A 23,789-nucleotide genomic window follows, 5' to 3' on the forward strand; every position below is an offset into this window, starting at 1 on the left:
CTCCCTAGCTGTTGTTGTATCCCTCGGTGCTGCTGCACCAAATCCAAACAAAATAGTCCGACGTTGTAGAAAGCTGGCATATGCACTTTAAGTCCATACTCGTAACGCTCATCTCTGGCGATGTCATCGCTGTGATGATCTTTGCGCGTGCGCTAGCTCTGCTACCACTACCGATCGGTTACCTGGCCTAGTGTTCCGTGGCCGTCAGGTAGCCTGGTGCCACATTAGATTCTCCCCGATTCAAGATTTTTGCTTCACCCAAATTCACCCGCATTGACCAAAATAGGACTCATCATGATGTTGACTAATCCAGCAGCGAAGTACCGCGCTTTCCCACCTGTGCAATTGACTAACCGTACCTGGCCTGACAAGGTCATTACCCATCCGCCGATTTGGATGAGTACAGATTTGCGCGATGGTAACCAGGCTTTGATCGAGCCGATGAGTCCTGAGAAAAAATTACGATTCTTCGAGATGCTGGTGCAGATCGGTTTGAAAGAAATTGAAGTCGGCTTTCCATCCGCATCACAAACGGATTTTGATTTTGTCCGTAAGCTGATTGATGAAAATCGTATTCCCGATGATGTCACGATCATCGTATTGACTCAGTCACGTGATGAGTTAATCCGTCGTACTGTGGAGTCAGTTATCGGCGCAAAGCAGGCGATTGTGCATTTGTATAATTCCATAGCACCAGCCTTCCGCCGTATCGTTTTTGGTATGTCGCGTGAAGAGATTAAAGCCATCGCCGTCAACGGCACCAAGCTCGTTAAAGAACTGGTCGCACAACATCCGGAGACCAAATGGGGTTTTGAATATTCGCCAGAATCTTTCAGCCTCACTGAACTCGATTTCTCTAAAAATGTGTGTGATGCCGTGTCTGAGGTCTGGCAACCGACGCCGTACAACAAGATGATTTTTAACTTGCCATCCACTGTTGAGTCAAGTACGCCCAATGTGTATGCCGATCAGATCGAATGGATGCATCGCAAATTAGCACGTCGCGATTCCATCATCATCAGTGTGCATCCACACAATGATCGCGGCACGGCAGTCGCCTCGGCCGAGCTGGCTGTGATGGCCGGTGCAGATCGGGTTGAAGGCTGTTTGTTTGGTAATGGCGAGCGTACCGGCAATGTTGATCTGGTGACTTTGGCATTGAACCTTTACACCCAAGGCGTGCATCCTGGCCTCGATTTTTCTGATATTGATATGGTGCGTCAATGCGTAGAGGACTGTAATCAATTGCCGGTGCATCCACGTCATCCTTATGTCGGTGATCTGGTATTTACTGCTTTCTCTGGCTCACATCAGGATGCGATCAAAAAAGGTTTTGCCCAACAAAAACCAGATGCGATTTGGGAAGTGCCGTATTTGCCGATTGACCCTGCGGATTTGGGTCGCAGCTACGATGCGGTGATCCGAGTTAACAGTCAGTCAGGTAAGGGCGGCGTTGCCTATTTGCTGGAGCAAGATTACGGATTGTCTTTGCCACGTCGTTTGCAAATTGAATTTAGCCGCGTCGTACAAGCAGTAACCGACACCAGCGGAAAAGAAATTGTTGCCAGTGATATCTATGCCGTTTTCAAAAAAGAATATCTGGATCAGTTGGCGCCGTATGCTTATGTTGGTCATCGCATGAGCGAAGACACCGCACAAGCCGAATCAGTACAGATTGAAGTCGACATCACAGATCATGGTAAGAAAAAAACCTTGAAAGGTCATGGCAATGGCCCGATTGATGCCTTTGTAAATGCAATAGGTATCGACATCAAATTGATGGACTATCACGAGCACGCAATTACCTCGGGTGCTGACGCTCAAGCGGCCTGTTATGTGGAATTACGGGTAGAGCAGGGTGTGACTCAGTTCGGTGTTGCGCTGGATGGCAATATTGTCAGAGCGTCTTTTAAAGCGGTGATTGGTGCGATCAATCGTAGTGTGAACATCAGCAACAAAGTGACAGCAATTATCGCGGATAAAGATCAGCCCATCGCTATCAGTAAGGCGGCGTAACGTAGGCTTACTTAAGGAGCATATAAGCGGCACGTAATGAGCACTTAATGGGTACTTAATGGGTACTTAATGGGCACGTAATGGCCACGTAATGGCCACGTAAGCGCCCTTGATACTCACCGGCCACAGTTTGTGCGCTGCACATCGCTATGATGCAGCGCCAAATGGTGCGGAAGGCTACAATGTTGGGCAAATTACTCAACACTTTTCCGAACTATTTCCGCGATGACCGACAAGGCTATGACTGAAAAAAAACCGATGCTCAGCGTCGCCCAAGCTCTTGATTTTTTATTGAGTGCAGCGCGACCTTTGACCGAGACTGAAATTGTCTCCACGCTAGAGGCCAATGGTCGCGTGCTGGCGCAAGCGCAACGATCTTTGCTGCATGTGCCGCCGATGGACAATACCCAAATGGACGGATATGCCGTGCGCGCAGCTGATTGTGTCAGCGGCACTGCGCAACTGCGCGTGACCCAACGTATTCCTGCAGGGCATATCGGACAAGCGCTGGCTGCCGGGACTACAGCCAGAATTTTTACAGGGGCGATGATACCTGACGGTGCTGATGCCGTTGTCATGCAAGAGCAATGCAGTCTGGATGGCGACATCGTGACAGTGGCGCATGCGCCTAAGCCAGGTGAATGGATACGTCGGCAAGGCGAGGACATTCAATCCGGCGCCACGATTTTGCCAGCAGGTACTCGCCTGCGCGCGCAAGAACTCGGCTTGGCTGCCTCGGTCGGTCTGGCAACCTTGCCTGTGGTGCGCAAACTCCGGGTAGCGATATTTTTTACTGGCGATGAACTGGCAATGCCAGGCGAAGCCTTAAAGCCAGGTGCGATCTACAATTCCAACCGCTTTACCTTGACCGGCCTGTTGCAAAACATGGGCTGCGAGATCACCGATTACGGCATCGTGCCTGATAATTTGCAATCGACCCGCGACACCCTAAGGCTGGCCGCACAAACGCATGATCTGATCATTACCTCGGGCGGCGTTTCTGTCGGCGAAGAAGATCATATCAGGCCCGCAGTCGAGGCAGAAGGTCGTCTCAATATGTGGCAGATCGCGGTCAAACCCGGCAAGCCATTGGCTTTTGGTGAAGTCCAATCAGCCTTCTTCTTAGGTTTGCCTGGCAATCCGGTCTCCAGCTTCGTCACGTTTTTATTATTTGTGCGGCCGTTTATTTTGGCGATGCAGGGCGTGACTGATATCGCAACAAATATTGCGCCGCAATCGTATAGGATGCGCGCCGATTTTGATTGGCCCAAACCGGATCGCCGCAACGAATTTTTACGCGTTAAACTGAATCAGTCAGACGGGCTGGATCTGTTTACCAACCAAAGCTCAGGCGTACTTACCTCGACCGTTTGGGGCGACGGTTTGATCGACGTGGCGGCAGGGCAGGCGATTGCAAAAGGGGATTTAGTACGCTTTATCCCATTTGCCAGTTTGATGTCGTGATACGGTCGGTGGCGCAATTCATAATGCAATGAACGCTGTCGCTTTCAGCGTTAATTTTTTCTCCCGTTAGTCATCCCGTTAGTTAAACAGTTTTAGCTTTTTTATGAAAATTCAATTACGTTTTTTTGCCAGCATCCGCGAAGCACTTAATACCTCGGAAGAGACGGTCAATTTACCCGCAGAAGTTAAAACCATCGGCGATGTCCGTCACTGGTTAATCGCTCGCGGTGATGTTTGGGCCGACGCTCTGGCTGAGGGGCGTGCTTTGCGCATGGCCTACGACCAGCAGTTGACGGATGCCGATACCTTGATCGAAGACGGTGGCGAGGTCGCGTTTTTCCCCCCTGTGACTGGCGGTTGATCGCAATGCCTATCTTTGTACAAACCGACGATTTTGATGTCAGTACCGAACTGGCCAAACTCCGTTCAGGCAATCCTGCCATCGGTGCCATCGTCAGCTTTGTTGGTCTGGTGCGCGATCTGAATGACGGCTTGGATATTCATGCCATGGAGCTGGAGCATTATCCCGGCATGACAGAAAAAGCCCTAGAGCAAATTGTTCAGCAAGCCCACGCGCGCTGGCACTTGCTGGACGCTTTGGTGATCCACCGGGTCGGTTCGCTCAAGCCTTTGGATCAGATTGTGTTGGTAGCAGTTGCATCGGCACACCGAGGCGAAGCCTTTGCCGCCTGCGAATTTGTGATGGATTATCTGAAGACGCAGGCACCGTTTTGGAAGAAAGAGCAAACTCCGCAAGGCGCACGCTGGGTCGATGCGCGGGAGACGGATGATAAGGCGCTGGATAAGTGGAAGTAAGAGAGATTTAGCGCCATTAAATTAATACTGGTAATGGGTATATTTTAATCGTCCAGAGAATCATTGGACAATAAGGCATATTTAGTAAAAATAATGGGGAGTATGTGATTTTCTCTCCTGCATTCATTCTCACTCGCTTTTGTATTCACCTGCTTTAACTCTCACCAACCTTGATTGCTCATAATGATGAACACCCTCAGTTTTCTCGCAGTCGGTCTGGGTGCTGCCCTTGGTGCCTGGCTACGCTGGGGCTTGGGCATCTGGCTTAACGCCACGCATCCATCCTTTCCCATCGGCACCTTACTTGCCAATCTCGGCGGTAGTTACATCATCGGATTATCGGTCGCGTTTTTCTCTGCCAATCCGCACCTGTCGCCCGAATGGCGCTTGCTGGTGATTACCGGATTTTTGGGCGGCTTGACGACGTTCTCCACTTTCTCGGCAGAGTCCATGGGGCTATTACAGCGCGGCGATTATACCGTCGCCCTATTGCACACCAGCCTGCATTTGTTTGGTTCTATTTTGTTGTGTTTCGCCGGATTTGCCAGTTGGCGTGGATTGACTCATTTATCCTGAAATATAGTATTTATAGGGGAGTATGTGCCAATTTATACCTTTATGTCCAAATAATCATTGGACGATTAAAAATACAGTCCCCTAGTATTTATTTGCTGTTTAACCTGATCGAGCGTATTTATGTCCAACTTATCTCTATTTCCACCGATTGAACCCTACAAGACAGGCATGTTGCAAGTCGATGATTTGCACACCTTGTATTGGGAAGAATGTGGCAATCCTGACGGGCAGCCAGTGCTGTTTTTGCATGGCGGACCCGGTGGCGGCACCTCGCCTACGCACCGGCGATTTTTTGATCCGGCGCATTACCGCATCGTCCTGTTCGATCAGCGCGGCGCTGGCAAATCGACTCCGCTAGGTGAATATCGCAATAACACGACGCCGCTCCTGATCGACGATATTGAAAAAATTCGCGTCATGCTCGACATCTCCGAGTGGCTAGTTTTCGGCGGATCATGGGGTTCTACACTGGCTCTGGCCTATGGCGAAGCGCATCCGGAACGCTGCCTCGGTTTCATCCTGCGCGGCATCTTCTTGTGCACCAAGGCGGAAGTCGATTGGTTTGTCAACGGCATGGGCAATTTTTATCCCGAAGTGCATCAGCGCTTTGCCGACGCCATTCCCGCAGAAGAACGCCACGATCTGCTGCAAGCCTACGTAAAGCGCCTGTTTTGTGACGACCCGGCAATCTACATGGAAGCCGCCCGCAACTGGAGCCGCTACGAAGGATCTTGCCTGTTCCTGGAGCCGCAGCCGCAAGCGATTGAAGACTTTGAGTCAGACGCGGTTAGCCTCGGCATCGGTCGTTTAGAAGCGCATTACATGCTGCACGCAGCCTTCATGGAAGAAGACCAGTTGATCCAGAAAATCAGCAAAATCCAGCACCTGCCAGCCGTCATCGTACAAGGCCGCTACGACGTCATTTGCCCACCAATCTCAGCCTACCGCTTGCATCAGGCTTGGCCAGAAGCGGCTTACCACGTGATCGGCGATGCTGGTCACGCCGCGATGGAGCCCGGGATTGCGAGTGCGCTGGTGAAGGCGACGGAGGATTTTAAAACTGGTGGGCGGTTTTTTTAGGGAATTGAATATGAGTTTCACTTACGTTTCGGCTGCTGGTAATTGTTCGGTAAGTTTGTACGAATGAAATCAAATTTCCGCCGAAAGATTATCTGCTATGCTTTTTTGGCTGGGATACTCCATTGCTTTGCTTGGTCATTGCTTATTTATGAGCTGAGAAATAGCGAGTTTCAGGATATAGAGAAGCGTCCAGTACTACTCGTTTCTTCAGTTTTTACCGACCAAGACCCATATCGCCATGCAAGAAGTTATTGGCGTTTATATTTGACATTGAAAAGTTCGAACTCTCCTCAAGCCGAAATTCAAACGATTATTCCAGATCACCCGATTCCAATGTTGCACGAATTCCACGAGCGTCACGGGAAGGACATCACTCTGGTCGCTTGGGTGAATAAACGTACTGGTCAGATTGTTGATGTCTTTCCACCTGCGGCACCAGAGTTTCTGACATTATTTTATATTTTATTGCCTACTCTTGGTCTTGTTACGGCACTGTGTATTGCTGTTGGGTTCTTACCGGATGCAAAACCGTGTGATCAGAGAGTTAATTAAAAAAATGAGAATGAGCGTATGAAAGGCTTATTCTGCACTCGTACCCAAAGCTCAGTCTGAGATAGTCACTTGAACCTGTGCACCGTCTGGGAGCTTTCGAATGCTCTCATGCAGATGGCCGCTCATGGAGAAATGCTCGGCCGCCAGCACCGGGTACATGTTCTCTGCGCTGAAGCTGCCTTCCGAAAAAATTGGCAGAATGGCATAGGTGTAGCACTGATCTTCTCCGAGTTGTTTGCCTTGTGCGTACAACACCTCCACCAGACACGGCAGAAACCATTCGTCAACTGCGTCACCTTCAAGCAACGACGCAAACTGCTCACGCGATTCTGCCACTTGCTCTAATGCACCTGTCGCAGTGCTCAGCCACCAAACCGTTCCTGCCGAAACTTCAAAAAAGACGTCGCCGATGGCAGAGAACATGAGCGGCGTCCAAGCATCTCCAAGCTGCCATCGCCAACTTTCGCGAAGAACATTGACTGCTGCGTCGCTTGGGTGGATCGTGATCTGGGACCAACTTACCATTTGTAACCTAACGCAGAGGTGCCGGGATCGCAGCTACCAGAAAATTAATAAATGGTGAAATCGTCATTCGCGATTCCCCCTCGACCGTCCTGCTATCCATGATCACGGAACTTCTCTGCAAGAGTTTTAAGGTATTTGGCCCCTGAAATAGTTAGTCCATCGTCGAAAAAACCATACTTTTCTAAATCTTCGATGTAACCACCAGGAAGTTCGCCTGCGATTTCGGAGAATTTTTTACGGATAATTGAACTGGGGAGCGCGATAACTCTATCGGGCCCCATTTTTCGGATCACATTGTTGAAAGTGAAATCAGAAATGCCGCTCTCCATACTTGGCAAATCGTCGCGAGCTGCTCTTCGGCTCGCTCGCTCCAGCGCAAGGCGGCGGTTGAGCTTCGCTATCTCGTGTTGGAATTGAGCTAGCTCTTCTTCTTTCGCCTTTAACTGCGATAATATCTGCCCCTTTTCTTCTTGCTGGAGATGCGAGCGTTCCACCAATTGCTGAATAATTTCATTGCGCTCAGCTACAACTTTCTCAACTTCCTGCTCTTCTGATTCCAACTTCATCTTTGTTCGTTCGACGTTGTCTGTTTGATTCGAGGAACCATTTTGCAGGTAATTTCGCATCGACGAGTAACCCTCATCAAGGTGCCGCAAGCGCTCTCCAAATCCACTCTCAATCTTTACCAATAGCTGAGCGATATCACGTGTGAATTTATATGTGTTGTCGCAGAACGCGTTGCTTGTATCTGTTGCCTTAAAATAGAACAATGCCGACAGAGCCACTGAAAAAAGTGCTAGTAGCAGTGATAGAAGTGTTGGGAAGTCGATACTTAAAGATGTTGGCGTTATGTAGATCTTGTAGGCGATAACCCCAACTAAAATTAGGGTCGAAATGGCTTTTACCCAATCCCATAGTCTAAGTTCTGAAATTTTTTCTTGGTCCGTGGATTACCTTTAAGATAGTAGATAACGTGATTTAATTTTCATTTTGCGATAATACCCGACGGCATCAGAAAAGGATGCTTGCTTCGTACCTCATGCAACGTTCATGAATGTGAGCTGTATTTGGTTATGATGATTAAATACAAAGTATAACCAAATAGACAAAAACATCACACCTGCAAAATCACGCTTACCAATTTAATGTCACATCTTGATCCTTATAAACCGTCCGCATGATTACGTGTAAATATTGATCTTCAACTGAATATGGGGTAGGCAATGTCAGCCTTATACGATCAAAATACACCCAAAAAAACGACAAACCTGAGTATCAATAGTGATTTGCTCAGAGGTGTCAGGGACTTGGATATTAATCTATCTGCCACATTAGAATTCGCGCTGATTAATCAACTTAAATTAAAACAGGCTGAACTTTGGTTAGCTTAAAATCAGAACGCTATTGCGGCATACAATCAATTCGTGGATGAGAATGGCGTGTTTAGTGACGGTCTTCGGAGTTTTTGATGTCTTGGGTCATCATTCGTAGGAATCAAAATTCACAAAACAAAAAATAGCATTCCTTCCCCGCGGGCTAATCTTTCACTCACTAAGCAGTTCATCTTCTTAACTTATTCCTCACTTCTTTGATACAGAACAAGCTTTCCGCAGCTTGTTCCAACATCACGCCTTGAAATGCATCCCTAAAGTCCTAATCTATCGGACATACGATTACTTAGGGAGCATCCAGTGCGACTCGACAAACTAACTACCAAATTGCAAGAAGCCATCTCTGACGCGCAAAGTCAGGCGGTGGGTAATGACAACCAATATATTGAGCCAGTGCATGTGCTGCTGGCACTGATCAACCAGGAGGATGGCGGTAGCCGTTCGCTGTTGCAGCGCTCTGGCGTCAATGTGCCTGCGTTGACCAACGCTTTAAAAAGCGCCTTGGATCGTTTAGCCAAGGTGTCTGGTACCGACGGGCAAGTACAAATTGGCCGCGAGCTGATGGGCTTGCTTAATCTGGCGGATAAAGAGGCTCAGAAGCGGGGTGATGAATTCCTTGCTAGCGAAATGGTCTTGCTAGCTTTATCTGATGACAAATCAGAAGCCGGCAAGCTGGCACGTGAAAACGGTCTTACCCGTAAATCCTTAGAAGCAGCGATTGCCGCAGTACGTGGTGGCGGTACGGTCAATTCGCAAGAGGCCGAAGGTCAGCGCGAAGCCTTGAAAAAATATACGCTCGATCTGACTGAGCGCGCCCGCCTGGGCAAGCTTGATCCTGTGATCGGTCGGGATGACGAGATTCGTCGTGCTATCCAGATTTTGCAACGTCGCAGTAAAAATAATCCGGTATTGATCGGTGAACCTGGCGTTGGTAAGACCGCCATTGTGGAAGGTCTGGCGCAAAGGATCGTCAATGGTGAAGTGCCGGACAGTCTGAAGTCTAAACGGGTGTTGTCGCTAGACATGGCGGCCTTGCTGGCAGGCGCTAAATTCCGCGGTGAGTTTGAAGAACGTCTCAAAGCGGTGCTCAAAGAAATCGCCATGGATGAAGGTCAGACCATCGTCTTTATTGACGAGTTGCACACCATGGTCGGCGCGGGTAAGGCAGAGGGCGCTATGGATGCCGGTAATATGCTTAAGCCTGCATTGGCACGCGGCGAATTACATTGCGTCGGAGCCACGACGCTGGACGAATATCGCAAATATATAGAGAAAGATGCGGCGCTGGAACGCCGCTTCCAAAAAATTATCGTTGATGAACCTAGCGTCGAGGCAACAATTGCTATCCTGCGTGGACTGCAAGAAAAGTACGAAGTCCATCACGGTGTAGACATCACTGACCCTGCGATTATCGCAGCGGCAGAATTGTCGCACCGGTATATTACTGATCGGTTTTTACCCGATAAAGCGATTGATTTGATTGATGAGGCGGCGGCTAAAATCAAGATCGAAATTGACTCGAAACCAGAGGTCATGGATAAGCTGGATCGTCGTCTGATCCAACTCAAGATCGAGCGCGAGGCAGTCAAGCGTGAGAAAGACGAAGGTTCTAAAAAGCGGATGGTATTGATCGAAGAAGAAATCGCCAAACTCTCGCTAGAATACGCCGATCTGGAAGAAATCTGGAAGTCAGAAAAAGCTACTGTCCAAGGTAGCACCCATATTAAAGAAGAGATAGAAAAAATCCGCCTGCAAATGGAAGATGCCAAACGTCGCGGTGACTGGCAAACCATGTCCGAGTTGCAGTATGGCCGTATGCCAGAACTAGAGGCGCAGCTTAAGCAAGCAGACGCAACTCAGGCGGGTAACCAAGGCAAGCACAAGCTGCTGCGCACCCAAGTCGGTGCGGAAGAAATTGCCGAGATTGTCTCGCGTGCGACCGGTATCCCAGTCTCGCGCATGATGCAAGGCGAGCGCGAGAAGTTGCTGCAAATGGAAGAGGTTTTGCATAAGCGTGTGGTCGGGCAGGACGAGGCTATTGGCGCGGTATCAGATGCCATCCGCCGCTCCCGCGCTGGCTTGGGTGATCCCAACCGGCCTTACGGTTCTTTCTTATTTTTGGGCCCGACGGGCGTTGGTAAAACCGAGCTTTGCAAAGCCCTCGCAGGCTTTATGTTTGATACAGAAGATTCGCTGATCCGTATCGACATGAGCGAATTTATGGAGAAGCATTCTGTCTCGCGTTTAATCGGTGCGCCTCCTGGCTATGTAGGTTATGAAGAGGGCGGTTATCTGACCGAGGCAGTACGTCGCAAGCCGTACAGCGTGATTCTGTTAGACGAGGTAGAGAAAGCGCATCAGGATGTCTTTAATGTGCTGCTGCAAGTGCTGGACGACGGTCGTCTGACCGATGGGCAAGGCCGCACGGTGGATTTTAAAAACACGGTCATCGTGATGACCTCCAACCTTGGTTCGCATCAGATTCAGGCGATGGAAGGCAGTGATCCGGCAGTGATAAAAATGGCGGTCATGGGCGAAGTAAAAATGCATTTCCGCCCAGAGTTTATTAACCGGATTGACGATATCGTCGTATTCCACGCGCTTGATGCCAAAAACATCGGCGCCATTGCTAAGATCCAGTTACATGATTTGGAAAAACGTCTGACACAAATGGACATGGGCTTGCACATCAGCGAAGCGGCATTGCAGAAAATCGCAGAAGCAGGTTTCGACCCGGTGTACGGCGCACGACCACTCAAACGCGCGATTCAGCAAGAGATCGAAAATCCATTATCCAAGTTGCTGTTGCAAGGTAAGTTTGGACCTAAGGATGTGATTAAGGTTGATGTTGATAATGGGGTGTTGGTGTTTAACTAAAGTAAGTGAAGTCATCGAAGTTAGGCGAAGTGAGATGAAGTGAGTTCCAAGCCCTTACTGCGCAATGCAGTAAGGGCTTATTGCTGTAGCGCTTGTATTCAAATCGTGGTGGTATTATTGCTCTCAGCACTGGATGTAATCTGGGTGGCGGTTTCAACTACGGAGTGGTAGCGGTCTAATGGAAAATCTGGGTTTAAACATCTAATCTAGTTGGAAATTGAAAGAGGTGGTTATGAGATTTCCGATTATTTTGGGACTGTTTTTGCTGTCTATTTACTCTTTAGGATTTGCCGCTGGAAAACAAAATTGTCCAGATTTAAACGGTAGATTTAGCATTCATTCTATTGATAGGAATGGTGTCGCTTTTATTGATCCTGCATTCGTTGATGCCAGTAAATTATTCAAGCTAAATTTGATCAATGTTACTTCTGGTGAACTTGAAATCAAAGGAGATACTCTTCATGGCTTATATTTTTTTTGGAAAACCGAAAGAGATGGCGTACTGCCGATAAGCATGCCTACCAGTGCAAATAGTGAGTGGACATTTAACAGAGACTATAAATGTGAGGATGGATGGGTAAGTTTTTCACAGCGAGCGCCAGCACGCCGGTATGACCTTCTCAAGAGTTATGAGGGTGACGCTAAGATCCGTATTGCAAGGGACGATCTTTATGAAGGATTAAAGATTGAGTCAACATTTAGTGGTCACGAGGTTGTTACGATATTTTCTTACGACTCAGCAAACATCAGCATACCAAAGTGGTGGAGCCGTAAAACATTGCGGGATACTGTTCTTTTGGCTACTGCGCCAGCGGACTCATCAAAACAAGTAACTCAGCTTGAATCGCAAGCCGCATTGGATGTTCGACGCATGTTTAGTGACAAGCTGTTGGGTGGCGTAATTTTGGCAGGAGTAGCGGATCGCGAAGGTGTTGTGACCGTCACATTGAAAGCATTGCGTTCCTCAGATATAACGCCATTCGAAGAGCGTTTGCGCGCGGCGTCGATATCTTATCAAATGAAGACAGAGCCAATTTGGACCAACAATAGTTACTTCATGGAATTGCTGGTTAAGACAAAACCCTAGTTCATTTTTAATGTAAAAGGCGTTCAATATCGCAGTCGATGAAGAGATTTTGAATATTGCTGGGAGTTTGTTCATTAGTTCGTTCGTTAGTTTTTTTAATCGGATTGACGACACCAAGATAACGGTGTGTTGGTGTCGGAGTAAAGTAAGTGAAGTAAATTGAGTTCTAAACCCATGCTGCGCAATGCAGTAAGGGTGTTGACCGATCTCTTTAGATTGGATTTGTTTTTGATCTGCGGTACGTCTACTCCCTAGTTTGAATTTTTATATACACCTGGTAAGTATATTTAGATCGTCCATATAAAGTATGGGCAATAGGGTGATTTTCCTGTAAATAATAGGGAGTATATTGATATCTCACTTATATGCAGATTGAATGTCGCCAGTTTTTTTATCGGTGTCTCATTGTTTTTTTCATGTCATTCCGGCGCGCTTTAAGCCAGCATCCTGTGTCGTTATCCTGATAATCGGTTTGTCGTTTCCAAGCCAGGTGTTTTGCGCAATAACGTCGCCGGGTTCTGCCTAAAACCATGCCGGAATGACGCCTTAGCTCTTTTTAACAATGACGTGACGGCGATCAATATGTGAGATTGTGCTGACACATAATTAAATCGGACAATTTAATTCAATCTGGCAATGTTCTTTTACAATACGAGCAGCGTAATTCAATCGCCGAACAATCATTGAGCAATCGCTGAGTTTAATCGCCGTGCTGTTGGTTCAATCTATCCAAATTTTCCTAACGCTGATCCTGCTGATTCAATACCCACTGGAGACAAGATGCAATTCATCACAAAAGCACATTGGTGCGCCTTACTACTAAGCTTGTGTAGTACCGTCGCCATCAGTGCAGAAACCCCCAAAGACGCCGCTGATGCCAAGAAAAAATGGGACGTGAATGCGCCGCCAGGTGTGGCGAGCACGGTGACTATCGATACCAAAACCGGTACCTGGATGAGTGTTGACGTCAGCCCTGACGGTAAGCAAATTGTGTTTGATTTGCTGGGCGATTTGTATTTGATGCCAGTTGAAGGTGGCGAGGCTAAAGCACTGACACATAGTATCGCGTGGGAAATGCAGGCGCGCTTTTCGCCAGATGGTAAGCAATTAACCTACATGTCAGATGCCGGTGGTGGCGATAATATTTGGGTGATGGATGTGGATGGCAGCAACGCACACGCCTTGACCAAAGAAGATTTCCGCTTATTGAATAATCCTGTCTGGCATCCGAATGGTCAGTATATTGCTGCCCGTAAGCACTTTACTGGTACGCGCTCGTTGGGGTCTGGCGAGATCTGGTTGTATTCCATTGGCGGTGGCGCTGGTGTGCAGTTGAATGAGAAACCAAATTGGCAAAAAGATTTGGGCGAGCCTGCTTTTTCTCCTGATGGTCGTTATGTTTACTACTCACAGGACACGACACCGGGAAATTCATTTGAATACAATAAAAATGGGAATGCCCAGATTTATCAGATTTTCCGTAAAGATTTAAAAGACGGTAAGACCAAAGCATTTGTCAGCGGCGCTGGCGGTGCGGTACGTCCAACGCCTTCGCCTGATGGTAAATACTTGGCGTTTGTGCGTCGCGTGCGCAACCAAAGCACTTTATTTTTGAAAGACTTAGAGACCGGTGAAGAGAAAGTTGCATGGAGTGACTTAGAGCGCGATATGCAAGAAACCTGGGCTGTGCATGGCGTGTATCCATCGATGAGTTGGCTTCCGGGCAGCAAACAAATGGTGCTGTGGGCCAAAGGTAAAATCTGGCGTGTTGATCCATTTGCGCATACCGCAAAAGAAATCGCTTTTCACGTCAAAGACACCAGAGAAATCCGTGCCGCCGTCCGTTTTGAAACGCCCGTCGCGCCAGATAAATTTGATGTGCATCAACTGCGCTGGGTCAATGTTTCGCCACAAGGTAATAAAGTGGTGTACTCGGCTTTAGGGCAATTGTATGTACGCGATCTGCCAAATGGCACGCCGCAGCGTTTGACCAAACAACAAGACCATTTTGAATTTTTCCCACGATTTTCTCGTGATGGTCGCAGCATCGTATTCACCACCTGGGATGATGAAAAACTGGGTTCGGTGCGCACCATTGATGTGCGTGGCGGATCAGAAACGATTATCACCAAGAGTCCGGGTAAATACGTGAATCCTCAATTTTCTCCCGACGGCAAACAAGTCGCTTTTGAAAAAATGCATGGCGGTTATTTGACGACACCCTGGTTTGGTTTGGATACCGGTATTTTTGTGACGAGTGCAGATGGTAAAGCCACTCCGCGCTTAGTCACTGATGACGGCAGTGCACCACAGTTTGGTAAAGACAATGATCAGCTGTATGTGTCGCGCATGCAGCGTGCCGGTGAAGTGGATTGGACGACATCGCTCGTCCGTATTGATTTAAACAAAGGGGAAGAGCAAGCCGTTGCTAAAGGTGAATTTGTCAGCGATTTTGCCTTGTCGCCGGATGGTAATTGGCTGGCGTTTACCGAGCGATTTCATACCTATGTGACGCCACTGCCGGTTGCGGGTAAGCCTGTGACCGTGGGGTCAAAGATGGATGCTTTGCCGGTTAAACAGCTGGACGTCAACGCTGGTGACTATACGCATTGGTCGGGTGATAGCAGCAAGATTTTTTTCTCGCTGGGTGATGAGTTATTTAGTAGCGAGTTAAAAAATGCCTTCACGTTTTTACCCGGCTCGCCTAAAGAAATCGCTAAGCCAACCGAGGCGGGGTTGAAAATTGGTTTCCAGGAAGCCGCGAATAAGCCCGTCGGCACCAAGGTAATTTCTGGTGCGCGTATTGTGACCATGAAGGGGGATGAAGTCATCGAGAATGGACGCATTGTGATTAAAGACAATCGCATCGTCGCCATTGGTAAGGCTGCAGACATTGCAATCCCGGCTGGTGCTATGCAAATCGACGCTGCTGGCAAAACGATTATTCCTGGCATTGTAGATGTGCATTGGCACGGCGGTATGGGTGAGGATGAAATCATTCCACAGCAAAGCTGGATCAACTATGCCTCACTTGCCTTTGGTGTGACGACTATCCATGATCCATCCAACGACACGGCTGAGATTTTTAGTCAGAGCGAACTGCAGCGTGCGGGCAAAGTGGTGGGACCGCGGATTTTTTCTACCGGTACGATTTTGTACGGCGCTAAGGCCAATATGAGCGCCATCGTGAATAATCTGGATGACGCACTCACGCATTTAAAACGCCTGAAAGCGGGCGGCGCCATCTCAGTCAAGAGTTATAACCAGCCACGTCGTGATCAGCGTCAGCAAATTTTGGAAGCGGCGCGTGAGACTGGCATGATGGTGGTGCCAGAAGGCGGTTCACTGTTTGAGCATAATATGACCATGGTCGTTGATGGGCATACAGGCATCGAACATGCGATCCCGGTTGCCAATGCCTATGACGACGTAAAACAATTATGGTCGCAAACTAAAGTAGGCTACACACCGACCCTGATCGTTGGTTATGGCGGACTGGATGGCGAGCATTACTGGTATGCACACACGGATGTATGGCGTCATCCGATTTTGTCGCGTTATGTACCAGCCACGGTGTTGCAAGCGCGTAGTGTCCGGGTAGAGACTGCACCGGAAGAAGATTACAACGTCTTCAACATCGCCCGCACAGCAACCGAATTGCAGCGCGCCGGCGTCCCGGTCAATCTAGGCGCACACGGTCAGCGTGAAGGTTTGGGCGCCCATTGGGAAATGTGGACACTCGGTCGCGGTGGTATGACATCGTTAGAAGCGATCCGTGTCGCAACGCTAAACGGTGCTAAATATCTTGGTATGGAAAAAGATGTCGGGTCATTAGAGACCGGCAAACTGGCCGATCTGGTTATCATCAACGGCGACATTTTGGCGAACATCCAAAACTCCGACAAAATTGCTAACGTCATGCTGAACGGTCGTTTGTACGATGTCAACACGATGAACGAGGTGGGTGGTACGGCTAAAGCCAGAAAGCCTTTCTTCTTCGAAGGTAAAAATGGTGGTGCGGTGCCGGTAGAAACCCGTGGACACGGCGATGGTGACGGACCAGGATAGTCATTTGTGATCAATGAGTAGATCGCATGAATGCAGAGACTGGAAGTGGAATCCAGGTTTCTGCATTTTGTTTTAATTTTGTTTGGAACCAGTTGACGTTTGGTAATGGCTTATTTAGAACTTATTCAGAACTTATTTAGAACTTGGTTAGAGTGAAATTTAATATACTCCCCATTATTTTTTTGGAAATTGGTCAACTGTCCAGCAGTTATATGGACAGTTTAAATATACCTCATGGGAGTATATTTATATTGCGAGTAGATTTTTAATCAGATTGTCCAAAATCTTACGAGAGCATTTGGGGAAGGCGGCATTTAGGTCTGATTTTTATGTAACTCCCTACGCACTATGTCTACACCTTGTATATCGAAGTTGCTCCTGATTTTGCGTCAGTCTGACTAAGTTGTATAATGCGGCCTACTAAAGCAGTCTGGTTTTGAGAAAAAATTGCCGCTTTTTAGCGGCTTTTTTTATTTGTGCGGCCTTGTATTTAAGTCTAAGCGCACGAAGTACTAGCAATTCCAACTGAAGCACAACACAAAAACTCCAGGACTCCCCCCATGAACATGTCGAATACCTTAGAAATTGTTGCCGAATTGCGCGCTGGTCGTATGGTCATTTTGGTTGATGAAGAAGATCGTGAGAATGAAGGCGATTTGTTGATGGCAGCAGAGTTTGTGACGCCAGAGGCGATTAATTTTATGGCCAAATTTGGTCGCGGTTTAATCTGTCTCACACTGACAGAAGAACGCTGTGATGAGTTGAACCTGGCGATGATGTCCAGCCGTAACGGTACCGCTTACGGTACTAACTTTACTGTCTCTATCGAAGCCGCCGAGGGTGTCACCACGGGGATTTCTGCTGCAGACCGTGCGCGTACAATACAAGTAGCCGTCGATAAAAAAATGACCGCGAACGACATAGTGCAGCCGGGTCATATTTTCCCGCTCAAGGCGCAAAAAGGCGGCGTTTTAATGCGTGCTGGTCATACTGAAGCCGGTTGCGATCTGGCGGATTTAGCAGGCTTGACGCCAGCTGCCGTCATTTGCGAAATCATGAAAGACGACGGCACTATGGCGCGTCTGCCGGACTTGATGGAATTCGCCAAAGAACATGGTTTAAAAATTGGCACGATTGCTGACCTGATCCATTATCGTAGTCAGAACGAAAGTATCGTCGAACGTGTAGCCGAGCGCGAAATGCAAACAGTGCATGGCACGTTTAACGCCATCGTCTATCGCGACAAACCAAGTGGCTCTGCCCATTTAGCCTTGGTACATGGCGAGATTAAATCGGAAGAGGTCGCCTTGGTGCGCGTGCATCAACCAGTCTCGATTCTTGATCTGTTAGAGAGCAAAATCACGACGCATTCCTGGAATGTAGCCAGTGCAATGGCGGCGGTACAGGCCTCACCATGCGGTGTGCTGGTATTGTTGAATTGCGAAGAAACAGCCGAGCAGATGTTTGATCAATTCAAAGCATTGACGACACCTAAAACTAAACCGCAAGGACGCGCTGCCAGCATGGATTTGCGGACCTACGGTATCGGCGCGCAGATATTGAAGGATGTCGGTGTCAGCCGTATGAAGTTACTCGCCAATCCAAGAAAAATGCCGTCAATGATAGGTTTTGATCTGGAAGTAGTTGGTTATATGGACAAACCTGTTTGAAGAAAATTATTTGAGTAGGAGAAAATAACCTATTCTTGTTGAAATCCATTCTTTACTTTATTTATTGCAGCGCCAAGGCGCAAAAAGGAAACATCATGACTGTTGGACATTACGACTCAAATCTGGATGGCGCTGGCGTGCGCATTGGTATCGTGCAAGCGCGCTTTAACGAAAAAGTTGGCAATGGTTTGCTGTCTTCTTGCCTGGCCGAATTATCCCGTCTCGGTGTTTTGGATGAAGATATTTTGCATGTCACCGTCCCGGGTGCTTTAGAAGTACCGCTGGCTTTGCTTAAATTGACTGAAACTCATCAGTTTGATGCTTTAATCGCGCTAGGCGCAGTGATCCGCGGTGAGACTTATCATTTTGAACTGGTGTCGAATGAATCTGGTGCAGGGATTACGCGTGTTGGTCTGGATAGCGGCATTCCGATTGCGAATGCGATTTTGACGACGGAAAACGATGACCAAGCAGAAGCGCGCATGATAGAAAAGGGCACTGACGCTGCCCGCGTCGCAGTTGAAATGGCCAACTTGACGCTGGCATTGGAAGAATTGGCAGAAGCTACAGAAGATGCTGATTTTGATGCTTGATGATTGAGTGACCAATATTCATAGTACAGAGTTAAAATAAATTGCGTAAAAAATCAAACAGAGCGCAATCAAAATACATTTGCAAGAGAAAAATATGACAAGCAAACAAATCCACGCCAACCCGAGTAAAAGCCGTTCGCCAAGACATCGCGCTCGCGAATTCGCTTTGCAAGGATTGTATCAATGGTTATTGAACAATGAAGATTCTGGCGTGATTGATGCCCATATCCGTCAGGCGCATGGCTTTGACAAAGCGGATCGTGAGCATTTTGACGCGCTCTTGCATGGCGCAATCAAACAATCGATCCAATTGCGCGAAGAGATCGCTCCCTTAATTGATCGCACCATTGCTGAATTGTCGCCAATTGAACATGCCGCCTTGCTGATCGGTGCTTACGAATTAAAGCATCATATAGAAATCCCCTATCGCGTCGTCATCAATGAGGCGGTAGAACTGACCAAGTCATTTGGCGGTTTGGATGGCCATAAATATGTGAATGGCGTGTTGGATAAATTGGCTGCCAGATTGCGAGCTACTGAGATCAGCGCAGGGAAGTAAATCTGAGTTAGGTTTTTACCCGAAAGTAGCAATCAACATGATTTTACGAAAGCCGTCTTATTTCTGTTCTGAAGTAAGGCGGTTTTTTTTAGCCGTACTATCTCCGCAATTGATTTGAAATTGATTTTTATTGAGCCTTCTATGGACCACAATCTCGCCACCCGTTTAAATAATATCGCGCCTTTTCATGTCATGGAGCTAGCCAAAATGGCGGCAGATCTGGAGGCGCAGGGGCGGCATATTATCCATATGGGAATAGGTGAGCCGGACTTTACTGCGCCGCAAGTAGTGATTGATGCTGCTAGCAAAGCGATGGCCGACGGTCGTTTGCAATACACTTCAGCACTGGGCGTGCCTGCCTTACGTGAGGCGATCGCCCAGCATTATTTACGTACTTATGGTCTGACGATTCCGGCCAGTCGTATCATTGTTACCGCAGGTGCTTCGGCTGCATTGTTACTGGCATGCGCTGCATTGGTGGAACCCGGGGCAGAAGTTTTGATGCCAGATCCTTGTTACCCATGCAATCGGCATTTTGTCGCTGCGTTTGAAGGCAAGGCGGTATTGGTCGAGAGCGGGCCAGCCGAGCGTTTTCAGTTGTCTGATCAGATGGTAGGTCAGCATTGGGGCGATGCGACTAAAGGCGTATTACTCGCATCGCCCTCTAATCCAACTGGCACCTCGATTGCTGTTGATGAGCTGGCAAAGATTATTGCCACGGTCAAAAGTCATGGCGGTTTTACGATTGTGGATGAGATTTACCAAGGTTTATCCTATGACGCTGCGCCTGTTTCGGCGTTGTCGCTGGATGATGATGTGGTGATTATCAATAGCTTTAGTAAGTATTTCAACATGACCGGTTGGCGCTTGGGTTGGCTGGTGGTGCCAGAGCGAATCGTGCCTCAGTTCGAAAAATTGGCACAGAATCTATTCATTTGCGCCTCGTCGGTCGCGCAACATGCGGCGATTGCCTGTTTTTCGTCCGAGGCTCTGGCAATTTATGAAGAACGTAAAGCGGAGTTTAAACGTCGTCGCGATTACATCGTGCCTGCGCTGATCGCTTTAGGTTTTGATGTGCCAGTGATGCCAGACGGCGCTTTTTATGTGTATGCAGATTGTTCGCGCTTCTCAGACGACGCGGACGAATTTACACGGTCTTTGTTGCAAGAGGCAGGTGTGGTGATTGTGCCGGGCTTGGATTTTGGTGCATCCGGCGCACGGCGTTATGTGCGGATTTCTTATGCGACTTCGATGGATAATTTAAAAGAAGCAGTGAAGAGAATCTCGCACTATTTGCAGGGCTAAAGATCGGCCTAACGATAGGACTTATAACAGAGATGAAGTTAATCGCTTAAGAAGTCGAGTAGCTCTTCGACTACTTCTCACCGAAATCGTTAGTTTGATTTATTGACTCTAGCGTTGATGTCTAGTCAAAATGATATTCAAGTAAAACCTGGGACACCTGACCACCAATATCGCTCCAGGTACAACGTCCGTAACCCTTGATGCCAGCCAGTTCTCCTGTGCCTGAGCCGGTTAACACATTTAATGTGCTTTCAGATTTACCCGATTTGATTGATCCTACGTGTTGCAGAATAAATCCGCCCCGGCGATTGCCAATGCGACCCGTCAGATATTCTAGTCCGACAAAATTTCCGGAATTGGCGTTGGCGGAAAAACTAAGACATTCAAAACAAGACTCGGCTTCGATGTCACCCGCATAGTGGTGCTTCACCTTGGATTGCATCATCCCCGTGTGCTGGTTGAATTTTTCATCCATCCCATTCAATTTGACAGTTCCTACGGCAAGCATATTCTCCCTCATGTTGTTAAACAACAGACAAATAGTGTCTTTACTATGTCATCAAGCTCTTTAGCCGAATAAAGTCCGCGCCAGATTTTGGTCGGACTCTGTTGATGACGATGATAAAAATAATTAGTCAACGCAACTCGATCTACTTATGGGAGATGGAAGCGCGTCGATGTTTCACCTTGTGGGTATTACTTTGATGCTGTAATGCTTACGGCTGGACTGACCAACAAGCCATTATATTGGCCGTGGATTTTGAATGGCAGAGCAGCTTACGACGATGTTAAAAGTAATTTACTAAGACTATTTGGTTGTCTTTGTGAACTAATTTTAACAAGGTGTAACAAATTATCACAATATTGCCATATCATGTCCACTCACAAATTCGCATACTTAATGTGAATTCGTTATGTGGCAAGCGTCTAGTTATATTGTTTTATCCAGAAAGTTGAGTACTTAGATAAAACTCTAACAAAGCTATGTTGATCTTGATTTTTAAGATAAAAAACAGATACTCCCAATAATTATTTAAAAATACTCGTTATCGTCCAGAATTTATATGGACTATTAAATAATACATCATGGGAGTATATTTTTTTCCTGTTTGTTTTTCGATGTGGGATAAGAAACTCTATGATTCAATTTAGGCAAATTGAGGCGTTCCGGTGTTTGATGATCGCTGGAACCAGTGTTGGCGCCGCTCGGAAAATGAATATTACTCAGCCAGCCATTAGCCGTCTTATTGCTGATTTAGAGAGTGCTCTCGGGTTTAGGTTGTTTAACCGCGACAAAGGACGTTTAGAGCCTACTTTGGCTGGTGTGCGGTTTTATAGCGCAGTGGAAGAGAATTTTTTGGGGCTAGAGCGCTTGACTCAGGTTGCCAGCAATATTCGAAATGAAGCGCCAGAAGGCATTACGATCGCTTGTCTGCCTGTCTTGTCCACCACGATTTTGCCGCTGATTTTGCGTCAATTTTTTAAACATCATCCCGATGTGCCCGTGACTGTAGATAGCTGCAACACGCCAGAGATTTTAATGCGATTGCAAAATCTTAAAGTGGATATCGCTATATGCATGGCGTTTCCGCCACTCGCCGGCATGGAACAAGAAACCATTAAAGAAGTCAGTGTCATGTGCGGCTTGCCCGAAGGGCATCGCCTGGCGGATAAAGAGATGATTGATCCCATGGACTTGGATGGGGAAAATATCATCGGTTTCTTACCCATTATTTCGCAAAGTTATGAGCTGGAAAAGATTCGTCTTGATGAAACCGGTACTCGTCCGCGCCATAGAGTTAAGACACAAACATCGCATACACGTTATGCGATGGTTGCGAATGGTTTGGGTATCTCGATTGTTGAACCTTTTGGTGCTAAGGTCTGGCGCTCTAACGGTGTGATCGTGCGGCCGTTTGCCAGCGATATTCGTCACCAGTATGTCCTGGCATACCCAAGTGGCGGCAAACGTTCAGAGTTAATGCATGATTTCCGCGAGCTAGCTCTGGATGTAGCAAAGGACTACGATTTTGGCTTTGACGCGTAAAAAAGCCACCTGACTTTTATAGTGGGGGTGGCTTTTTTACGACTTGATGAAGTTTTCAACTACATTATTACAGCTTTGCTATTTGCTCCGGATGCGCTGGCTTTTGCTCGGCAGCTTTAGTCTCTGTAGCAGCATCAACTTTAGTCGCGATATTTTCTATCTGACGTGCTGGCGGTGTTACTGGAATTGGTACCGGTGCATTAAAAGTAGGAATATTTTTGCCGTTAGCAACATCTTTTAAGCGGCGATATTCGGCCAAAACGCGCGAACCATAACCAGCATCATTTTCAAACGCAGCTGCACCAACATACAGTTTTAAACCTGCTTCAACCGAGCCACCACGTGAGACGTAATCTTTTAAGATCAGGGCACCGACTTTGATGTTGGCAACCGGATTAAGCGCGGCTTTAATACCGCCCATTTCCTGAAACTTCTCATGATGTACTTTGGACATGACTTGCATCAAACCTTGCGCACCAACCGGGCTTTCGGCAAAAGGATTCAAGCCGGACTCAATCGCCATCACGGACAAGATTAACAAAGGGTCGAGTTTGATCTCTTTCGCTGTCAAGTAACTGGCAGAAACCAGCATATTGGTCGCATCGCTGGCAATACGATAGCGTTTAGCCAGCCAGTTTGTTACCCATTGCTGCTGGCGTTGCGTGCCAAGCATTTTGCTATCTTCTTCAGTTAGTTCAGTTACGGTAACAGGCGCTTGGTCAGATTGTGCTACTTGCAGTGGAGTTGCCATCAGCATCGCCAAGCTCGGTGCTTGTGCAGCTTCTTCTTCGACATCCTGTTTAGCGATTGTAAAAGGAGAAAGGGATTTGAATTTTTCAACTAGATCTGGTTTGATAAACATCAGACCAAGCACAACAATCGCGCTTACGCCAAATATCATCAAAAGGTGGTGCATCGTTGTGATGAAGCCATTGCGTGCATCGCGCAATGCGGTGAGTATTGCTGTAGCGGTCATCTTGCCGCTAAATAAAGTACTATTTTGCAAATTACTTTTTTGTGCTGCTAGGTTAAAACTTTGAATCATATTACCTCCTGAACCTTCGTAGACTATGTACTTGCTAATCAGCGTTACTGCTGGTGTGCTGTATAGCGGACTAGCTACGAATCAGAAACATCGTCTTCGTCGCAGGCGCGATCGGAAG

19 protein-coding genes and 1 pseudogene are annotated in these 23,789 nt (G+C 47.6%); 16 read left to right on the top strand and 4 right to left on the bottom strand.

Going from position 1 to position 23,789, the window contains the following annotated elements:
• Window positions 1-294 precede the first annotated feature (294 nt).
• From leuA to AAKU61_RS03975, 7 genes are all read left to right on the top strand, one after another.
• Complete coding sequence (leuA, locus tag AAKU61_RS03945; RefSeq protein ID WP_354329825.1) at window positions 295-2,016, top strand: 2-isopropylmalate synthase; 1,722 nt, start codon at window positions 295-297, stop codon at window positions 2,014-2,016.
• Window positions 2,017-2,256: 240 nt separating this feature from the next.
• Entirely contained in the window at window positions 2,257-3,480 is a 1,224-nt protein-coding gene (locus AAKU61_RS03950) for a molybdopterin molybdotransferase MoeA (protein ID WP_354329827.1), read from the top strand.
• A gap of 103 nt (window positions 3,481-3,583) precedes the next feature.
• Complete coding sequence (gene moaD, locus AAKU61_RS03955; protein WP_323492002.1) at window positions 3,584-3,841, top strand: molybdopterin converting factor subunit 1; 258 nt, start codon at window positions 3,584-3,586, stop codon at window positions 3,839-3,841.
• Window positions 3,842-3,846: 5 nt separating this feature from the next.
• The gene (moaE, locus tag AAKU61_RS03960) at window positions 3,847-4,296 is read left to right on the top strand and encodes a molybdopterin synthase catalytic subunit MoaE (protein ID WP_354329828.1); all 450 of its coding nucleotides are present in this window, start codon (window positions 3,847-3,849) and stop codon (window positions 4,294-4,296) included.
• Window positions 4,297-4,479: 183 nt separating this feature from the next.
• Entirely contained in the window at window positions 4,480-4,872 is a 393-nt protein-coding gene (crcB, locus tag AAKU61_RS03965; RefSeq protein ID WP_354329830.1) for a fluoride efflux transporter CrcB, read from the top strand.
• 120 nt (window positions 4,873-4,992) lie between these two features.
• A complete protein-coding gene (gene pip / locus AAKU61_RS03970; RefSeq protein ID WP_354329832.1) occupies window positions 4,993-5,952 on the top strand; it encodes a prolyl aminopeptidase in 960 nt (319 codons plus the stop codon).
• Window positions 5,953-6,015: 63 nt separating this feature from the next.
• Window positions 6,016-6,504, top strand: a complete 489-nt coding sequence (locus tag AAKU61_RS03975) for a hypothetical protein (protein WP_354329834.1) — start codon at window positions 6,016-6,018, stop codon at window positions 6,502-6,504.
• Window positions 6,505-6,555: 51 nt separating this feature from the next.
• Here AAKU61_RS03975 and AAKU61_RS03980 read toward each other — a convergent pair whose 3' ends face one another.
• Entirely contained in the window at window positions 6,556-6,927 is a 372-nt protein-coding gene (locus AAKU61_RS03980; RefSeq protein WP_354329836.1) for a T6SS immunity protein Tdi1 domain-containing protein, read from the bottom strand.
• Window positions 6,928-7,121: 194 nt separating this feature from the next.
• Window positions 7,122-7,595 (bottom strand): hypothetical protein, encoded by a 474-nt coding sequence (locus AAKU61_RS03985; RefSeq protein WP_354329838.1) that lies wholly within the window; start codon window positions 7,593-7,595, stop codon window positions 7,122-7,124.
• A gap of 657 nt (window positions 7,596-8,252) precedes the next feature.
• On the opposite strand from AAKU61_RS03985, the pseudogene AAKU61_RS03990 reads away from it, so the two are divergent.
• From AAKU61_RS03990 to AAKU61_RS04025, 8 genes and pseudogenes are all read left to right on the top strand, one after another.
• Window positions 8,253-8,498: pseudogene (locus AAKU61_RS03990) on the top strand (type II toxin-antitoxin system CcdA family antitoxin).
• 222 nt (window positions 8,499-8,720) lie between these two features.
• Window positions 8,721-11,297, top strand: a complete 2,577-nt coding sequence (clpB, locus tag AAKU61_RS03995; RefSeq protein ID WP_354329840.1) for an ATP-dependent chaperone ClpB — start codon at window positions 8,721-8,723, stop codon at window positions 11,295-11,297.
• Between the two features lie 232 nt (window positions 11,298-11,529).
• Window positions 11,530-12,384 carry a hypothetical protein gene (locus tag AAKU61_RS04000; protein WP_354329841.1) on the top strand — a complete coding sequence of 285 codons (855 nt, stop codon included), beginning with the start codon at window positions 11,530-11,532 and terminating at the stop codon, window positions 12,382-12,384.
• A gap of 780 nt (window positions 12,385-13,164) precedes the next feature.
• A complete protein-coding gene (locus tag AAKU61_RS04005; protein ID WP_354329843.1) occupies window positions 13,165-16,452 on the top strand; it encodes an amidohydrolase family protein in 3,288 nt (1,095 codons plus the stop codon).
• Between the two features lie 560 nt (window positions 16,453-17,012).
• A complete protein-coding gene (ribBA, locus tag AAKU61_RS04010; RefSeq protein WP_354329845.1) occupies window positions 17,013-18,122 on the top strand; it encodes a bifunctional 3,4-dihydroxy-2-butanone-4-phosphate synthase/GTP cyclohydrolase II in 1,110 nt (369 codons plus the stop codon).
• Between the two features lie 95 nt (window positions 18,123-18,217).
• Window positions 18,218-18,715: a 6,7-dimethyl-8-ribityllumazine synthase gene (ribH, locus tag AAKU61_RS04015; protein ID WP_354329847.1), complete on the top strand. Its 498-nt coding sequence runs from the start codon at window positions 18,218-18,220 to the stop codon at window positions 18,713-18,715.
• 94 nt (window positions 18,716-18,809) lie between these two features.
• Window positions 18,810-19,274 (top strand): transcription antitermination factor NusB, encoded by a 465-nt coding sequence (gene nusB, locus AAKU61_RS04020; RefSeq protein WP_322119129.1) that lies wholly within the window; start codon window positions 18,810-18,812, stop codon window positions 19,272-19,274.
• A 141-nt stretch (window positions 19,275-19,415) separates the two neighbouring features.
• Window positions 19,416-20,579 carry a pyridoxal phosphate-dependent aminotransferase gene (locus tag AAKU61_RS04025; protein WP_354329849.1) on the top strand — a complete coding sequence of 388 codons (1,164 nt, stop codon included), beginning with the start codon at window positions 19,416-19,418 and terminating at the stop codon, window positions 20,577-20,579.
• Between the two features lie 121 nt (window positions 20,580-20,700).
• On the opposite strand, the gene AAKU61_RS04030 is transcribed toward AAKU61_RS04025, so the two are convergent.
• The gene (locus AAKU61_RS04030; RefSeq protein WP_322119127.1) at window positions 20,701-21,087 is read right to left on the bottom strand and encodes a DUF3224 domain-containing protein; all 387 of its coding nucleotides are present in this window, start codon (window positions 21,085-21,087) and stop codon (window positions 20,701-20,703) included.
• Between the two features lie 630 nt (window positions 21,088-21,717).
• Between AAKU61_RS04030 and AAKU61_RS04035 the strand changes: the two genes are divergently transcribed.
• Window positions 21,718-22,626, top strand: a complete 909-nt coding sequence (locus AAKU61_RS04035; RefSeq protein WP_354329851.1) for a LysR substrate-binding domain-containing protein — start codon at window positions 21,718-21,720, stop codon at window positions 22,624-22,626.
• A gap of 67 nt (window positions 22,627-22,693) precedes the next feature.
• On the opposite strand, the gene AAKU61_RS04040 is transcribed toward AAKU61_RS04035, so the two are convergent.
• Window positions 22,694-23,542: a transglycosylase SLT domain-containing protein gene (locus AAKU61_RS04040; protein WP_354329930.1), complete on the bottom strand. Its 849-nt coding sequence runs from the start codon at window positions 23,540-23,542 to the stop codon at window positions 22,694-22,696.
• Window positions 23,543-23,789 lie beyond the last annotated feature (247 nt).

The organism is Undibacterium sp. GrIS 1.2 (genome assembly GCF_040544435.1).
Lineage (GTDB): Bacteria > Pseudomonadota > Gammaproteobacteria > Burkholderiales > Burkholderiaceae_D > Undibacterium.

Excerpts from the sequence above, each read along its gene's own strand:
- AAKU61_RS03975 (WP_354329834.1), top strand. The coding sequence starts at position 6,016 with ATGAAATCAAATTTCCGCCGAAAGATTATCTGCTATGCTTTTTTGGCT.
- ribH (WP_354329847.1), top strand. The coding sequence starts at position 18,218 with ATGACTGTTGGACATTACGACTCAAATCTGGATGGCGCTGGCGTGCGC.
- AAKU61_RS03950 (WP_354329827.1), top strand. The coding sequence starts at position 2,257 with ATGACTGAAAAAAAACCGATGCTCAGCGTCGCCCAAGCTCTTGATTTT.
- AAKU61_RS04025 (WP_354329849.1), top strand. The coding sequence starts at position 19,416 with ATGGACCACAATCTCGCCACCCGTTTAAATAATATCGCGCCTTTTCAT.
- AAKU61_RS04000 (WP_354329841.1), top strand. The coding sequence starts at position 11,530 with ATGAGATTTCCGATTATTTTGGGACTGTTTTTGCTGTCTATTTACTCT.
- AAKU61_RS03985 (WP_354329838.1), bottom strand. The coding sequence starts at position 7,595 with ATGAAGTTGGAATCAGAAGAGCAGGAAGTTGAGAAAGTTGTAGCTGAG.
- nusB (WP_322119129.1), top strand. The coding sequence starts at position 18,810 with ATGACAAGCAAACAAATCCACGCCAACCCGAGTAAAAGCCGTTCGCCA.
- ribBA (WP_354329845.1), top strand. The coding sequence starts at position 17,013 with ATGAACATGTCGAATACCTTAGAAATTGTTGCCGAATTGCGCGCTGGT.
- leuA (WP_354329825.1), top strand. The coding sequence starts at position 295 with ATGATGTTGACTAATCCAGCAGCGAAGTACCGCGCTTTCCCACCTGTG.
- moaE (WP_354329828.1), top strand. The coding sequence starts at position 3,847 with ATGCCTATCTTTGTACAAACCGACGATTTTGATGTCAGTACCGAACTG.
- AAKU61_RS04030 (WP_322119127.1), bottom strand. The coding sequence starts at position 21,087 with ATGCTTGCCGTAGGAACTGTCAAATTGAATGGGATGGATGAAAAATTC.
- AAKU61_RS04040 (WP_354329930.1), bottom strand. The coding sequence starts at position 23,542 with ATGCACCACCTTTTGATGATATTTGGCGTAAGCGCGATTGTTGTGCTT.
- AAKU61_RS04005 (WP_354329843.1), top strand. The coding sequence starts at position 13,165 with ATGCAATTCATCACAAAAGCACATTGGTGCGCCTTACTACTAAGCTTG.
- pip (WP_354329832.1), top strand. The coding sequence starts at position 4,993 with ATGTCCAACTTATCTCTATTTCCACCGATTGAACCCTACAAGACAGGC.
- AAKU61_RS04035 (WP_354329851.1), top strand. The coding sequence starts at position 21,718 with ATGATTCAATTTAGGCAAATTGAGGCGTTCCGGTGTTTGATGATCGCT.
- crcB (WP_354329830.1), top strand. The coding sequence starts at position 4,480 with ATGATGAACACCCTCAGTTTTCTCGCAGTCGGTCTGGGTGCTGCCCTT.
- moaD (WP_323492002.1), top strand. The coding sequence starts at position 3,584 with ATGAAAATTCAATTACGTTTTTTTGCCAGCATCCGCGAAGCACTTAAT.
- AAKU61_RS03980 (WP_354329836.1), bottom strand. The coding sequence starts at position 6,927 with ATGTTCTCTGCCATCGGCGACGTCTTTTTTGAAGTTTCGGCAGGAACG.